Genomic DNA, 15,095 nt, shown 5'->3' on the forward strand with positions numbered 1-15,095 from the left:
GGTCTAGTGATAGTAAGGCGTGTAGCCTTTTTGATCAAGTGTTTTGAAAGCATGTGGTGAATGGGTGGCTTTGTTCGTTGAGCTTTGTAAGTGAATCACATAAGTTGTTATCGGGTAGAACGAATTCAATAAAAATCTGGATTTTTTATAAATTAGGTTGAGTAGAAATCTTTTTACTTTCAAGGTGTTAAGAGGAAAAAATTATTAGCGGAGAGATAAGTATGGATAAAGGTGGCATCAATCTAGATTCTTCCTCTTTCGTGGAATTTTTTAAAAACTTTATTCTCCTTTAGGATTCGCAAAATTTACGAATGTTTCATTACTTTTTTAAAAAGAGAAGAAGTTTTTTTCTCAAGTTTCATTGTTAAAAATCAATTGCATTCAACAAAACAAAAGAGAATGTTTTGTCTAAATCCAAGAAGTTTATTCTCAATAAACCATAAATTCTTTGCCAATTCTTAATTGAAATAATACTTTTCCTTGGTGATTCTGCTTTTGAAAATGGGGTGTCAGCTTCTATCCATTTTTTTATTTTAAATCTTATTTAAAAACTTAGAAATTAGGATGTGTGTTTTTTGAACTGAATGTTATGAAGTTTTTTATAAAACCCATGTTCTTTTGCGAGCAATTCTTTCTGAGTCCCTTGTTCAATCAGTTGTCCATTTTGTATGACCACAATTTTATGGGCGCGAGTAATCGTTGAAAGGCGATGAGCAATAACAATCGTTGTGCGCCCTTTGGTAAGATGATGAATGGCTTCATTAATTTGTGCTTCGGTGTGTGAATCGAGCGCGCTTGTTGCCTCATCAAGAATCAGAATTTCACTATCGTGAATCATTGCTCTAGCAATTGCGAGTCGTTGTTTTTGTCCCCCTGAAAGATTACAGCCATTATCGCCTATCTGTGTATCATAACCATTTGGCAAATTCATAATAAAGTCATGAGCATTTGCTGCTTTTGCTGCTTCGATAATTTCGTCATCACGAGCGCCTTCTTTTCCAAGTCCAATATTATATTTAACGGTTCCTTGAAAGAGAAAAGTATCTTGCCCTACATAAGCCATCAGGTTTCTCAGAGAACGAAAAGTTGTGTAGCGGATGTCTTGATCATTAATCAATATGCGTCCTTTTGTGGGGTCATAGAGGCGCATAATAAGATTGATAAGGGTTGACTTTCCTGAACCAGATGGCCCCACCAATGCTGTCATTTTTCCAGCTTCTATTTCTAGATTGATGTCTTTTAATACCATTTTATTATCAGTATAGGCAAAAGAAACATGCTCGAAACGAATAGCTCCTTGCGTTTTATTCAGATCTTTAGCTTCTTTATGTTCTATAACTGTAAGGGGACGATCGAGTATTTCAAACATCGTACGGATATTGACCAAGCCGGATTCAATTTTGATACGGACATTTGCTAGTCTTTTTGCGGGTTCATAAGCTAAAAGTAAAGCAACAATAAAGGACATAAATTCACCTTGAACACCTGCACGTTGGGTGGCAAGGTAACCGGAAAAGCAGATAATACCCGCAATGGCGACACCTGTGAGTGTTTCCATAATCGGATTGGTAATAGCTTCAAGTGTTGCAATATTGTTTGTTTGTTTTTCAACATCACAAATGGCTTTGTCCATCCTTTTTTTCATGACTTCTTCTAGTGAAAAAGCCTTGATGACTCGAATACCAACAGCTGTTTCCTGTACGATTTTGATAATTTCACCAAGTGAAAGAAGTTCTTTTTCCATAAGGCGACGAACGCGTTTTAAAGCCATTCGAACACCTAAAAAAGCCAGTGGTCCTACAATTAAAGTAATGGAGATTAACACAAAGTTTTGAATAAACATGACAAGCAACAGACCACTAACGGAAAGCAAATCGCGTACAAAAGTTGTGATGATAGTATCAACGATATTACGCACGGCTGTCGCATTATGGGTTACGCGAACAAGCAGATCAGATGACGTGTTATTATGATAAAAAGAGACACCTTGTTCCATAAGGCGCGCATAAATTTTGCGCTGTTGTTCAGCAATGATACTGTTGCCTGCTTTGCTTAAAAAGTAAGTTTGGGCAAAAGTTGCAATCCCTTTAAGAATAAAGATAAAAGCAATAAAGCTAGAAATCAAAACGATCATAGCAAAATTCTGCGCATCAACAATATAATTAACAACATCACGCATAATCCACGCACTGGTTGCAGTTGTACAGGAAATGATGATCATTGAGATAATAGCCGCACTGTACCAACGCGCATGTTTATGAAAATTTTCTCGCAAAAGGCGGATAATAAGATGTTTGTCAAAAGAGGAAAGTTTTTTTTGGGCCATGCAGTGCTTCTATATTTTCTTGTTGTTTTATGCAAGATTGAAGCGCTCTTAATTAAAAAGTCCCTTAATTTTTTTTACAAAAAGAGTTTTCTTCTTTCAATGCATGTCATACTCTTTCATGCGACGGTGCCTCGTGTAACGTAAAATTCTCCATACATTATCTGTGCACCACTATTTCATTTATATATATAAGATATAGATACCATCACTCTATTGGTATTCCCATATTGCAACTGTCCCTAGTTGCTATAAAAGATTCATAAGAAGCGTACGATTTCGTTCATATAATTTCTCCCCACTTGTGACGCACAGACGAATATTTTTGTATGATTTCATATTGAAAAGATTTAAAATAAGAAAACTCTACAATATTCACTTCTTTTATTCGAGAAGCAAAAATATAAATTATTAATATGTTATTCTATTTCACTCCATGTAAAATATCGCGCAAGGAGTTTTTCATGCTTGGAGTATTTTAAAATACATCATTTTCATCCTATCACGTTGCGTATCTGCTTTATCCTTTTACCTTCTAGAAGGTTAGATTAAAATCAATGGAATAAAAAAATTTTAAAGGCTTTGATAGTCAATAAACAAAACGATTCATCTTTAAAAGAGATAGTGACTAAAGTTGCTGAGAATTCTGACAATAGAGGGAATAATAAGGGGAAATCTGTAATGAGAAGATGATATCTTATTTTGAAAAATAAGCACTTATTATCCACTGGCTTATCGAATGCTGTTTGGTAAAGCGTTGTTATTAAGTACCTCCATCTTTACGCTTAAGAGGAAACAAGCCGGCACCATCACACGCTTTACCAGCTCGTGCGTGTTGCTTAGCCCTTGTCATTCGAGACGATTCATAAGAGGCATTTTTGCTCTTTTCTTGTACAGTTTTTATTCGCACACCCTCTCTGCTTATGATGTGCAAGCAAGTAATTTTGATTAATTCAAAATGAGAGAGAGCTGAAACGAAAGAACCCTACAATATTGGAGTCTCTTATTCAATATGTAAAAAAATGAATATCTTTATAAATCAGTGTGTTGTCATTGCAAGCAACAGATGAGGACGATAGCACTAACGGGCATTATTATTTTTAAGGTTATGGAAGTTCAAGCCAACGCCATCATTCTTTTACCAGTTTTTATACTGTTATAACTTTTGGCATTTGAAATGATTTACAACAGACATTTCTACTTTTTTAATATTTTATGTATTATCTCTGTTTGTGATATCCAAGCAAAGCTTATGGTGTACAAGCAAATGATTCTTTGCTGGATTCTACAAACAAGAGAACTCGAAATGAGAAGATCTTACAATATTCGTGCTCTCTCATTTAATATGCAAATAACAAACCCTTCTTAATAATTTGAGAAAGCATTATTAAACTCTTTAACATGCTATTTTATAAAACCCTAAAAGCACCACAACTCATTGTGGCGCTTCTAAATGATACCCATTCGCTTATTTCGATGAATTGAATACGGATACTATTCCAATGAAAAACTATTTAGGTGCTATCACCATCATCATTTGCCGTCCTTCAAGTTTTGGCTCCAATTCAATTTTAGCAATTTCACTTGTATCTTCTTTCACACGCTGAAGAAGTTTTAATCCAAGATCTTGATGAGCCATCTCACGACCACGAAAACGCAAAGTGATCTTTACTTTATCACCATGATCAATAAAGCGATGGATAGCCTTAAGCTTGACTCCATAATCATGGACATCAACATTCGGTCGCACCTTAATCTCTTTGATTTCGATAACTTTTTGTTTTTTACGTGTTTCAGCAGCTTTTTTTTGAGTTTGATACTTTAACTTGCCCAAATCGATGATTTTACATACGGGTGGTTCCGCGTTTGGTACAATTTCAACCAAATCAAGCCCCGCCTCTGCAGCCATAGCGAGAGCTTCTTGTATCGAAACAACCCCCTGATGTTGTCCCTCATCATTGATAAGCTGAACATGAGGTACCCGAATATCCTGATTTGAACGTGGCCCGTCTTTTTGGGTAGGTGTCATTTTAAACGGTCTACGAATGGTTTATGCTCCTTAATTTTGATTCAACTATGGTTATTTAATATACAATTATGTACATAAAAACAACTATAATTCGTGCTTTTTTCATTATTTGATTTGTTACTTTTTTAAGTGATTTAGATTGTAAAAGTTTTTCCCTTAATTTAAAGAAATTGTTTTATGGAGGAGAAGAATCATGAATCAAAATATTTCTTGCCAGTTTTTTTCGTTTGAGGATACTGCTCTTGCAGTACGCCATCGCAAGGGGCGCCATTTTCCAGGTTTGGTTTGGCTTCCTGGCTATCTATCCGATATGTTAGGGGATAAGGCTGTGTTTGTTGATAATTTCGCTCAGAAGAATGATTTGTCCTGCTTACGTTTTGATTACTCTGGGAATGGAGAATCTGGGGGCGATTTTTTTCAAGGAACGATTTCACGTTGGGTGAGCGAAAGTTTAGCGGTTTTTGAAACCTATAGTGAAGGACCGCAAATTTTGGTTGGTTCCTCTATGGGGGGATGGATTGCGCTAAAGCTAGCTAAGTTGCTAGCGCAGAAAAATAAAAAGCTTGCTGGCATGATATTGATTGCTCCAGCGCCTGATTTTACAAAAACACTGATAGAATCAGGGTTAGGTGTGAAGAAGTGGAAAATTTTGGAAGAAACGGCGCATATCGAACGATCTGAAATTAGTTATACAGAGCCGGTTCCTTTTACAAAAGCGTTTATTGAAGATGGCAGAAACAACTGTGTCATGGAAGGATGCATTGATGTTGGGTGCCCAATCCATATTCTACAAGGGATGGAAGATGTGGAAATACCCTATCAGCATACATTGACTTTGCTTGATCACTTACCTCTTCATGATGTAACATTGACGCTTGTTCGTGATGCAGATCACCGTTTTTCTCGTCCACAAGATTTTGATTGTCTGGAAACAGCCTTGAAATCTTTGATTAATCAGATTAATGCAAAATAAGGGGGCCATTTATTGATGATGAAGATAAATATATGAGCATTTCTGAAAAGCATTTTATTTTTTCTGATGGTGCTATCCCTGTGCGAATGCGGGAAAATAGGCATGCGCGCCATCTTACCTTACGTATTGATGCCAGAAGTCAGGAGATTTGTGTAACAACACCACAAGCGATAAATCTCTATACGGTTGAAAATTTTATTGAGAAACATCGGTCTTGGATTGAGGCGCGTCTTGCTCGTGTACAAGTTCCTCATAAAAATACTTATCTCAAAGAGGGGGCGACAATTCCTTTATTGGGTGTTTCTCATACCATAAAGCATAGAGAAGGACGTGGGGTAACAGAAATTGTTACAGCAGATGCGGAGCAAGGGCCTGAAATTATTGTTTATGGTCAATTAGAATATCTTCCAAGACGCATTGCTGATGTTTTAAAAAAACAAGCAGCGCTTATTATAACGCCTTTGGTGGCACATTATGCTCATCAGATAGAGCGTAAAGTCAAATCCATTTGTTATAAAGATACGAGAAGTCGTTGGGGATCTTGTTCAATCGATAAGCGTCTTTCTTTTTCTTGGCGCCTTATTATGGCACCGAAAGAAGTTGTTGAGTATGTTGTTGCCCATGAAGTTGCTCATCTTATTGAAATGAATCATGGGCCAAGATTTTGGGCTCTTTGTGAGAAACTTTGCCCTGATAGTAAAACGTATCGTGCTTGGTTGAAAGAAAATGCTCAGAGACTACATGCCATTAATTTTGATTCATATAGATTATAGGTGTAAAAAACTTTCAAATAAAGGCTATATTTAATGGAACTTTTTGTTGAGTGTTTCATTGTGTGTGTACTTGCTCATGCATGATGAGGAAGCCATTGAAGCTCTCAGCACGATTGTCCTCCCCTACTTGGTTTGCTGAGTGTCTTCAATGTTTTTTCTTTATCTTTTTTGTCATTCAGCGTAATAACCTTAAGTTCCGGTGATTTATAACAAATGGGAAGGTTTTTTTATGCTTGTTCTTACAGATCCGCTTCAGCTATTGCAGGCACTTATCCGTTGTCCTTCTGTTACACCTCATGAAGCAGGGGCTTTATCAGCTTTGGAACAATTTTTGAAAAAAATGGGATTTCATGTCGAGCGTCCTATTTTTACGGATAAAAATACAGATAATGTTGAAAATCTTTATGCCAAAATGGGAAATGAAGGACCCCATCTTATGTTTGCGGGTCATACGGATGTTGTACCGCCAGGTGCATTGGAAGACTGGACTTATCCGCCTTTTGAAGCTGTTATAGATCAGGGAAAATTATATGGGCGGGGTGCTGTTGATATGAAAGGCGGAATTGCTTGTTTTATTGCGGCTCTAGCACGCGTTCTTGAGAAACGGTCTATTAAAGGAAGGGTAAGCCTTTTAATTACTGGTGATGAAGAGGGGACTGCTATTAATGGTACGGTAAAACTTCTCAAATGGGCAGAAAAAAAAGGTGAAAAATGGACTGCGGCGCTTGTGGGAGAACCAACAAGCGTAAAGACTGTTGGTGATATTATAAAAATTGGACGACGCGGATCGATTTCTGGTATCATTACCGTGAAAGGTCGCCAAGGTCATGTTGCTTTTCCAGAGCGGGCTGCCAATCCTTTGCCTTTGGCGAGTAAGCTTATTCAAGCGTTGACACAAATTGCTTTAGATCAAGGAACAGAGAATTTTCAACCCAGTAATTTAGAGCTAACAACCATCGATACCGGTAATTTAGCGGTCAATGTTATTCCAGCGCAGACAACGGTTCGTTTTAATATACGCTACAATGATCTTTGGACAAAAGAAACATTGATGGAGGAAATTGAAAAGCGTCTTTCTTTGGTGCAAGAAAAAAATAATAGTGGTCAATATCCCTTTTATCAGCTTGAATGGATTCCAAGTTTAGGGGATGTTTTTTTGACCAAAAATGATAAGCTGATTCAAGTTTTATCCAATGCTATTAAAAGTGTAACAGGGAGTTTACCAGAATGTTCCACGTCTGGTGGAACTTCAGATGCGCGGTTTATTAAGGATTATTGCCCCGTGGTTGAATTTGGCTTACCAGGGCAAACGATGCATATGGTCGATGAATGTGTTGCCCTTGATGCAGTAGAAACACTTACTGCTATTTATGAGCGTTTTATTATTGATTTTTTTGTATAAAAAAGAAACAATTATTCAGTTTAACAATATCTTTATCTTGTTTTGCCATAAAACTCTTTTGTTGCCACAAAACATTATCATTTGAGGTGTGGTGGTATAAGGTGAGACTTAATTGTATTAGGTGGTTTTAGAGCACGTGGGGAGCATTCTTAAACTGGGACTTTATGTTCGTAAATTCTTCAGTTCAGTAAAACACATAAGTGGAAAACCAAGTAAAGCTGTTTTAAGAAGTAGAGCTGTTTACAGACAAGATTTGGGTTAAGAATACGCGTCCTTTAAGGTGTAGGGAAGAAATTAACGTGCAGTCTATATATGGAAAACAACGCACGTTAATATCATAATTGATGTGATGACAGGTTAAAGCCATAAAGACACATAAAAATATGCCGCTTTTCTAAAAATTTTCTACTACGTAAATGTGCTCATTTTCACTATAGGTTTTAATATAGTTACCATGCTCTTATACAAAACGACATATCATTATATTGTATTCACGTGCTTGTTTTAAAGAAACTCTCTCAATGTTTGTTACATTCAACGGTGCTTATGATATAGTGTAATATAAAATCTACAGGGCATAACTCTCTTTACGCTTATGAAAAAGAACGTTAGATCATCATAGACTTTCTAGCTCAAAATATTGCGATAGCTTTTAGTATTTTAAGCTGTTCATAAAAAGCATTTTTTACGCCTTTTATAGTTTTTATTCAAAAATTTTCCTACGTTTAAGGGGTAAATGAATGGTTGTCATTAATGTATTATAAATAGTTTTGAAATGAAAAAATCTTACGATATTTTAGTCTTGCTTTTGCTATAAAAATGATAATTATCATTAAAATCAATGTGTTGTTATAAAATATTTAGTTTGCAAGTTGACTGATAATGTGATCAAGAACAATACGTCCTTTGGTTGTTGCTTTTAAGCGTTGGTTATTCACCATTTCTACCAATTCTTGCTGTTGTAAATCGATAAGTTTTTCCATTGGAATGCGTTTGGAGCTTAAGGTTTCATAGCGTGTAAGTTCCAAGCCTTCGCAAAGGCGTAACCCCATAAGGAGCATTTCATTTGCCTGTTGTTCAGTGGTTAATCGTTCTGTTTCAATACAGCCATGTCCTGTTTTTTCGACCAATTCAAGCCACTGTTCGGGATGCCTTTCATTAATTGTGACATAACGTTCATGGTTTTCAAAGTGTGATAAAGATGTTTTTGAAAAGGCGGAAGAGTAATTCGGTATGTTCTCAATAAAACGTCCGTGTGCTCCTGGACCAAAGCCTGCATATTGGTGATAACGCCAATAAAGAAGGTTGTGTGCTGATTCAGCACCAGGCATAGCATGGTTTGAGATTTCATAAGCAGGAAGTCCATACAGAGCTGTTATTTCTTGGGTAAGATGATACAGATCTGCTGTTTGCTCTGAGGGGGGGAGGATAAGTCTTCCTGCATCATGAAGCCGTTTAAAGGCGGTTCCTTCTTCGATTGTCAATTGATAAAGAGAAAGATGATCCGCTGCCAAATCAATGGCTTGTATAAGTTCAGATTTCCATTGTTCAAGGGTTTGTTCGGGGCGAGCATAAATAAGATCAAAGGATAAGCGTGGAAAAATTTGCCGAGCTAAATCAATGGCGTAAAGAGCTTGTTCCACATTATGGAGTCGGCCAAGTTTGCGCAATGCTTTATCATTGAGCGCTTGTATCCCTAAAGATAAGCGATTAACACCTGCAGCACGGTATCCGCGAAAACGTTCTGCTTCCACACTGGATGGATTCGCTTCCAATGTAATTTCAACTTTATCATCAAGTATCCACTTTCTTGCAAGTGCTTGCAAGAGGGCATCAACAGTTTGCGGTTCCATAAGAGAGGGAGTTCCCCCACCAATAAAAATACTCGTAATATGACGCGGACCTATTTTATGGTATTGCGTTTCTATTTCGCGTTCAAAGGCGCTGACAAAACGTGGTTGATCAACACCATGAATGCGAACATGTGAGTTAAAGTCACAATAGGGACATTTCGCTGTACAAAAGGGCCAATGAATATAAATGCCAAAAGGTTCATTCATGAGAATGCCAAAAGGTTTTCTGCCAAAAGTTTAAAAGCCCGTGCGCGATGTGAAAGAGGAAGAATGTCATTGTGTTGCCAGCCGTGTTTTTGCTCCGTTGACATTTCTCCAAAGGTATTTTCATAACCATCTGGTAAAAAAATAGGATCAAAGCCAAAGCCTTTATCGCCCCGTGGAGGCCAAACGAAAGTTCCTTCAACACAGCCACGGAAATAATCTGCGTGGTTATCAGGCCATGCAATGCAAATGACGGATATAAAACGGCATTTTCGTTGGCTTTTTTCTCGTGCTTCGATTTTCTGGAGTTCATCTTCTATTTTTTGCATCGCTTTTGGAAAATTACGTGTACCATCGGCTTGAATCGCCCAATCAGCTGTATAAACACCTGGCGCACCACCCAATGCATCCACCTCTAATCCTGAATCATCAGAGAGAGCAGGAAGCCCTGTCTTTTTTGCTGCTGCAAAAGCTTTAATATAAGCATTTTCTTCAAATGTTGTTCCCGTTTCTTTTGGTTCTGGTAAACCAAGCTCTTTTGCTGATTGTATTATTAAACCGAAAGGTGCAACCAAAGTGGTGATTTCATGTAATTTACCAGTGTTATGTGTAGCAATGACAAGTTTTTTATCTGCTATGCTTCTCATATAGATTGCTCCAAAAATGAAAGGGAAACTATTTTAGTGCTAAAAGCCAGCTTAAATGCTTAACACATATTCTGCTTGGTTTTACATGATAGAGTTATTTTACACGTTTTATGATATTTTATTCAAATAAAATTTTTTGTATTTTTTAAAGATAACGATTGAAAAGATAAGAGAGACGATTTTTTTATAAGAGCTTTTTATGGCAAAAAAAGACAATTTTCCACTCGCAGTGGTTTGTAAACAATCAAGCTTCTCTTGGTAAGCTCCTAAAGAAGGCCACAGTTCCTGTCTTAAATATCCAATCACACTCTTTCATAAAAACACCTCATGCATAATTTATTTACCTCATATCATCACTCTAAAAGATGGTATTTTATGGCTCAATAGGATAATATATCCCTATACTGCTTTACTGCTTTAGATTATTTGACCAAACCTTAGCAAAACTTATATAAGAAAAGAGTGTTTTTTTAAGTATTGAAATAATTGTGATGAAGCACAAACCTATTGATAATGAACTAAAATATCTTGATGAGCGTTCACGTGATATTTTTCGCCATATTGTTGAAGCCTATCTTAATGATGGTGAACCTGTGGGGTCACGCAATCTTTCGCGACTTTTGCAACAGACATTATCACCTGCGACGATTCGCAATGTGATGAGTGATCTTGAACATCTCGGTTTGATTTATGCACCGCATGTTTCGGCAGGGCGAATGCCAACCCAATCGGGTTTACGCTTTTTTGTTGATGCATTTATGGAAGCGGGTGATTTGCCAAACGAGGAGCGAGAAAATATTGAAATGCAAGTCAAAGAGGCTGGTCATGCACAATCGGTTGAACATTTTCTTGTTCAAGCAAGCCGAGTTCTTTCAGATCTCTCGCGTGGGGCAGGGCTTGTTCTCGCAACAAAACAAGAAGGAACATTGAAACATATTGAATTTGTGCGCCTTGATAGGGAGCACGCTCTTGCCGTTTTGGTGACTCAACAAGGTGAGGTTGAAAATCGTATTGTTCATTTGCCAGAAGGGGTTACCCATGCACAATTGACAGAAGCAACGAATTTTCTCAATGCTCATATTCAAGGACGTACATTGAGTGAAGCTAAAGAAGAAATTGCTTGTCTGTGTGCAGAGACGCGGGCTGCACTTGATGATTTATCACATCATCTTGTTGAAACGGGATTAGCTCTCCTAGGAGGAGAAGGTGCTGATCATAAAATACACCTTATTGTTCGTGGACGCAGTAATTTGCTTGAAGATGTGAAAGCAGAAGAAGATTTAGAACGGTTACGCCATTTGTTTGATGATCTTGAAACGCGTGAGAGTATGGCACAGCTTCTCGATTTAACGGATGAAGGTTCAGGGGTTCGAATTTTTATTGGGTCAGAAAATAAGTTATTCTCACTTTCTGGTTCTTCTTTAGTCGTAGCACCTTATCGTGATTCACAACAAAGAGTCATTGGTGCTTTAGGCGTTATTGGTCCTACACGGCTTAACTATGCAAGGATTGTGCCCATGGTTGATTATACGGCTCAACTTGTATCACAGTTATTGCGTTAAAACGATGCAGGTAAGTATTTGTACTATAAAAGCTCATTGTATTAATATACATCAGTACCTCTTGATTTTTGTCTGTAAAATTTCGATATCGAGAATAATAAATCTTATGAAGGAATAAAATTTTTATGTCTGATGAAAAAAACAAATTTACTGACGCTTCATTTGAAAATTGCGATTTAAAAAATCCAGCTGATCGTAATACACTTAAACAAGCAGCTGATGAATTTTTAAAAACACATAAAACAGAAGCACGCGAAGATGTTGAGGAAGAAAGTAAAGAGGTTGATCCTTTAGCGTCTTTGCAGGATGAAAATAAAGAGCTGAAAAATCAGCTTTTACGTCTTGCTGCAGATATGGAAAATCTTCGACGCCGTACGGCGCGTGATGTAGCGGATGCAAGGGCTTATTCCATTGCTAATTTTGCGCGGGATATGTTATCTGTTTCTGATAATCTCAATCGTGCTTTGGAAGCGATTCCAGAAGGTGCACGGGAGAGTGATGCTGGTTTGAAGTCATTGGCAGAAGGTGTTGAAATGACTGAGCGCGCCATGATGGCAGCATTAGAACGTCATGGGGTGCAGAAAATTCATCCAGAGGGGCAAAAATTTGATCCTCACTTTCATCAAGCGATGTTTGAAATTCCTAATGCCGATGTTCCCGATAACACTGTTCAACAAGTCGTTCAGGCCGGTTATATTATCGGGGAAAGAGTTTTACGTCCAGCTATAGTGGGTGTAGCCAAAGGAGGAACAAAAGAAGCTTCTATTGAAACTGATAAGGCTTCACATCAATAACAGTCCTCCAACGTAAAATGCAGCATTCCCTGCAATTTCGACGTATGGGATCTTTTTCAATCAAAGAACTTTAAAGGGTGTTACAAACACCCTTTTACCTTTGAAGTGGCCAACACCCTTTTACAATATATGGTGTATCACTTGAGGGAGATGGTGATAAAAATAAAAAAAAATGATCAACCTCAAAAGGAGGAAATGAAAAATCACCCCGATAGGACAGATAAGGAGGAAGATCTTCGGATTTAATATCGAGCAATCGTGCAACAGTAATATGTGGAGTAAATTCTCTTTCATCAGGCGCTAGCCTTAAATGACTACGAATACGTTGCATCTTTTCGTGTAAAAGATTGAGAGTTTCACAAGGTTCAATGCGAATAACAAGAGAATGTGGAGCGTTTTCTGAACCAAAAATGTCAAAACCCTTCATTTGTAGCATAAAAGGAGGGAGTTTTATCGTGTCAAAGGCATGCATAAGTACATCTGCTGTAGAACTTTCAACTTCACCGAAAAAAGACAAAGTGACGTGGAAGTTTTGCGGATTGATCCACTGCGCATTTGGCAAGGCAGTTTGTAATGATACAAGCTGTTGTGTTGTTTGTTGAGGAATTTGAAGGGCACTAAATAGACGAGACATAATATTATATCCTTATAATGAAAAGATGCTATCCCAAGTGCAATGACGGATAAATTAAAAGTGAAAAATGCCACAGAAGATAAGGCAATAGTATAGAAAAAGAATGTCCAAAAAATGCTTATCATAATTATGCGTGTACAAAGCTTATTAGTTTTAAGAAAAAGATTATGATACCAATAAAAATTGCGTTTTTACGATATGCATCACAATGATGGGCAATTGGAAATTGTTTGTGTGTTATGAAAAGATACGAAGTTAGCAGAAAATAAAGAAAATTGATTGATTTCTGATTTGTGAAATTATCTTGATATTTTTCTTTCGCTTAAAAACAAATATATTCAATGAAAGTAAGCATTCTCTTTTTTGTAAAGATGTAAATCATATGATTATAATTGGGTAACGGCCATAATACACAACAACTGCTAAAATTGGTCACCAATTTATAAATAATTATGCCAATCTACAGTGGATATGAGTCTCGGCATAAAAACGGGAAAAGCAATAAAAATTCAAGATAATGATGGAAAGTTCTTGTTCTCTAAGGACCTAAAGATTATCATCCTCGTTTATGGTGAGAAAGCACTAATTTTCCTCTCCAAAATTGTTATTAATAAGTTGTTCAAGAGCATTAAGAACATCTGTTGCTTCTGGTCCTGAAACGCGAATGGTGAGGTTGCATCCAGATGAAGCTGCTAGCATCATAAGTCCCATAATTGATGATCCACCAACGATTTTTCCATCCTTTTCAACTTCAACAGTGGCGTTAAAATTGTCAACAGTTTGGACAAATTTTGCAGAAGCTCTTGCATGCAACCCACGTTTATTACAGATATTGAAATGGCGGCTTATACATGGGAGGGTATCTTTAGAAAGCATCAATATTTTATCATCCGCTATAAAATCATACTTGGTACATTAATATATTTACGCCCTGCTTCTTGCGCCATTCTTAACGCGTCTGATAATGAGATATCAGGACATTTGCGAATAGAAATCAGTTTAATAAGCATGGGCAAATTAACCCCCGCAATCATTTCAACGCGTCCTTTTTCAATAGCAGGAATAGCTATATTTGATGGTGTTCCACCGAACACATCTGTTAATATGATGACGCCATGATCTGTATTTGTATCGGTTACTGCGGCTATAATATCACCTCGGCGCTGATCTATATCGTCATCGGGATAAACGCATATTGTTGCAAACTTTTCTTGTGTTCCAACAACATGTTCCACGGCATGTAAAAATTCAACAGCCAGCTCACCGTGCGTTACAAGCACGAGTCCAATCATTTACGCAAACTCCTGTTAACTAATAAGATCCGACCATATTGGTGGAAAAGCTATTTTACAAGGCTTTGTCTTGCTGCCAAGAAAAATTTGCAAAAAAAAGGCAAAAAGTGTGATTTTTTTATCTTTAGGAAAAAATTAGACAGGTTTACGCCATATTTTTCTAAACAAAAATGCTTCAATAGCTTGACAAATGGCGGTACAATCGGCTTCACGAAGAGAGGGAAGTTTTAAAAGAGGAATGTGCAAATCTTCAAATTGAAAAGTTTTATTTGTGGAAAAACGTTCATACTGGGGACCGAGAAAAACAACACAATCGATAGCTGTGTTCTTTTGGAATTCTATCATATAAAGGCCAGCGCCACGAATCTCAATACCGCCCTGTAAGTTATCAGGCGTGTATCCGTGAAGTTTTCCATTTTCCGCACGCAGCACTGTATAATCATCACTGATAAGTTTCGCTTCACGTTTTGACCATTCAGCGCGGTCGAGTAGAGAGAGGGTGAGGGTTGATTTCCCTGATCCCGATGGCCCCATAATTAACAGTCCTTTTCCACTCAATTGAAGGCAATTTGCGTGGCGTAGTTCACATTTTGTTTTCATACCTTTTAC

Annotated in this window: 14 protein-coding genes; 5 read left to right on the forward strand and 9 right to left on the reverse strand. The window is 37.3% G+C overall.

What is annotated here, in order from left to right; genetic code table 11:
- Window positions 1–559 precede the first annotated feature (559 nt).
- The 3 genes from BTR_RS00310 to infC form a co-directional block, all read right to left on the reverse strand.
- Window positions 560–2,326 carry an ABC transporter ATP-binding protein gene (locus BTR_RS00310; protein ID WP_012230341.1) on the reverse strand — a complete coding sequence of 589 codons (1,767 nt, stop codon included), beginning with the start codon at window positions 2,324–2,326 and terminating at the stop codon, window positions 560–562.
- 760 nt (window positions 2,327–3,086) lie between these two features.
- On the reverse strand, window positions 3,087–3,233 hold the full coding sequence (locus BTR_RS12860) for a hypothetical protein (protein WP_158305288.1): 147 nt from the start codon (window positions 3,231–3,233) through the stop codon (window positions 3,087–3,089).
- A gap of 600 nt (window positions 3,234–3,833) precedes the next feature.
- A complete protein-coding gene (gene infC / locus BTR_RS00315; RefSeq protein WP_012230344.1) occupies window positions 3,834–4,352 on the reverse strand; it encodes a translation initiation factor IF-3 in 519 nt (172 codons plus the stop codon).
- Window positions 4,353–4,545: 193 nt separating this feature from the next.
- Here infC and BTR_RS00320 point away from each other — a divergent pair, with 193 nt between their 5' ends.
- The 3 genes from BTR_RS00320 to dapE all read left to right on the forward strand — a co-directional run bounded on the left by BTR_RS00320 (window position 4,546) and on the right by dapE (window position 7,500).
- Window positions 4,546–5,325, forward strand: coding sequence for an alpha/beta hydrolase (locus BTR_RS00320; protein ID WP_012230347.1), 780 nt, complete (start codon window positions 4,546–4,548; stop codon window positions 5,323–5,325).
- 32 nt (window positions 5,326–5,357) lie between these two features.
- Window positions 5,358–6,098: a M48 family metallopeptidase gene (locus BTR_RS00325; RefSeq protein ID WP_012230349.1), complete on the forward strand. Its 741-nt coding sequence runs from the start codon at window positions 5,358–5,360 to the stop codon at window positions 6,096–6,098.
- Between the two features lie 229 nt (window positions 6,099–6,327).
- On the forward strand, window positions 6,328–7,500 hold the full coding sequence (dapE, locus tag BTR_RS00330) for a succinyl-diaminopimelate desuccinylase (protein WP_012230350.1): 1,173 nt from the start codon (window positions 6,328–6,330) through the stop codon (window positions 7,498–7,500).
- An 860-nt stretch (window positions 7,501–8,360) separates the two neighbouring features.
- Here the strand turns inward: dapE and hemW are convergent.
- Together hemW and rdgB are read right to left on the reverse strand one after the other, a co-directional pair.
- Window positions 8,361–9,560 carry a radical SAM family heme chaperone HemW gene (gene hemW, locus BTR_RS00335; protein WP_012230351.1) on the reverse strand — a complete coding sequence of 400 codons (1,200 nt, stop codon included), beginning with the start codon at window positions 9,558–9,560 and terminating at the stop codon, window positions 8,361–8,363.
- Window positions 9,557–10,204 carry an RdgB/HAM1 family non-canonical purine NTP pyrophosphatase gene (rdgB, locus tag BTR_RS00340; protein WP_012230352.1) on the reverse strand — a complete coding sequence of 216 codons (648 nt, stop codon included), beginning with the start codon at window positions 10,202–10,204 and terminating at the stop codon, window positions 9,557–9,559. The genes hemW and rdgB overlap by 4 nt, the downstream gene beginning before the upstream one ends.
- A 491-nt stretch (window positions 10,205–10,695) precedes the next feature.
- On the opposite strand from rdgB, the gene hrcA reads away from it, so the two are divergent.
- Both hrcA and grpE read left to right on the forward strand, forming a co-directional pair.
- Complete coding sequence (gene hrcA / locus BTR_RS00350) at window positions 10,696–11,766, forward strand: heat-inducible transcriptional repressor HrcA (protein ID WP_012230353.1); 1,071 nt, start codon at window positions 10,696–10,698, stop codon at window positions 11,764–11,766.
- A 125-nt stretch (window positions 11,767–11,891) separates the two neighbouring features.
- A complete protein-coding gene (gene grpE, locus BTR_RS00355) occupies window positions 11,892–12,560 on the forward strand; it encodes a nucleotide exchange factor GrpE (protein WP_012230354.1) in 669 nt (222 codons plus the stop codon).
- A 94-nt stretch (window positions 12,561–12,654) separates the two neighbouring features.
- On the opposite strand, the gene thpR is transcribed toward grpE, so the two are convergent.
- From thpR to BTR_RS00375, 4 genes are all read right to left on the reverse strand, one after another.
- Entirely contained in the window at window positions 12,655–13,194 is a 540-nt protein-coding gene (gene thpR / locus BTR_RS00360; RefSeq protein ID WP_012230360.1) for an RNA 2',3'-cyclic phosphodiesterase, read from the reverse strand.
- 582 nt (window positions 13,195–13,776) lie between these two features.
- A complete protein-coding gene (locus BTR_RS00365) occupies window positions 13,777–14,070 on the reverse strand; it encodes an HPr family phosphocarrier protein (protein ID WP_012230362.1) in 294 nt (97 codons plus the stop codon).
- A gap of 17 nt (window positions 14,071–14,087) precedes the next feature.
- Window positions 14,088–14,486, reverse strand: a complete 399-nt coding sequence (locus BTR_RS00370) for a PTS sugar transporter subunit IIA (RefSeq protein ID WP_012230363.1) — start codon at window positions 14,484–14,486, stop codon at window positions 14,088–14,090.
- 135 nt (window positions 14,487–14,621) lie between these two features.
- Window positions 14,622–15,086 (reverse strand): HPr kinase/phosphatase C-terminal domain-containing protein, encoded by a 465-nt coding sequence (locus tag BTR_RS00375; protein ID WP_012230364.1) that lies wholly within the window; start codon window positions 15,084–15,086, stop codon window positions 14,622–14,624.
- Window positions 15,087–15,095: the final 9 nt, after the last annotated feature.

Origin of the sequence: Bartonella tribocorum CIP 105476 (assembly GCF_000196435.1) — a bacterium.
In the GTDB taxonomy this organism is placed as follows: domain Bacteria; phylum Pseudomonadota; class Alphaproteobacteria; order Rhizobiales; family Rhizobiaceae; genus Bartonella; species Bartonella tribocorum.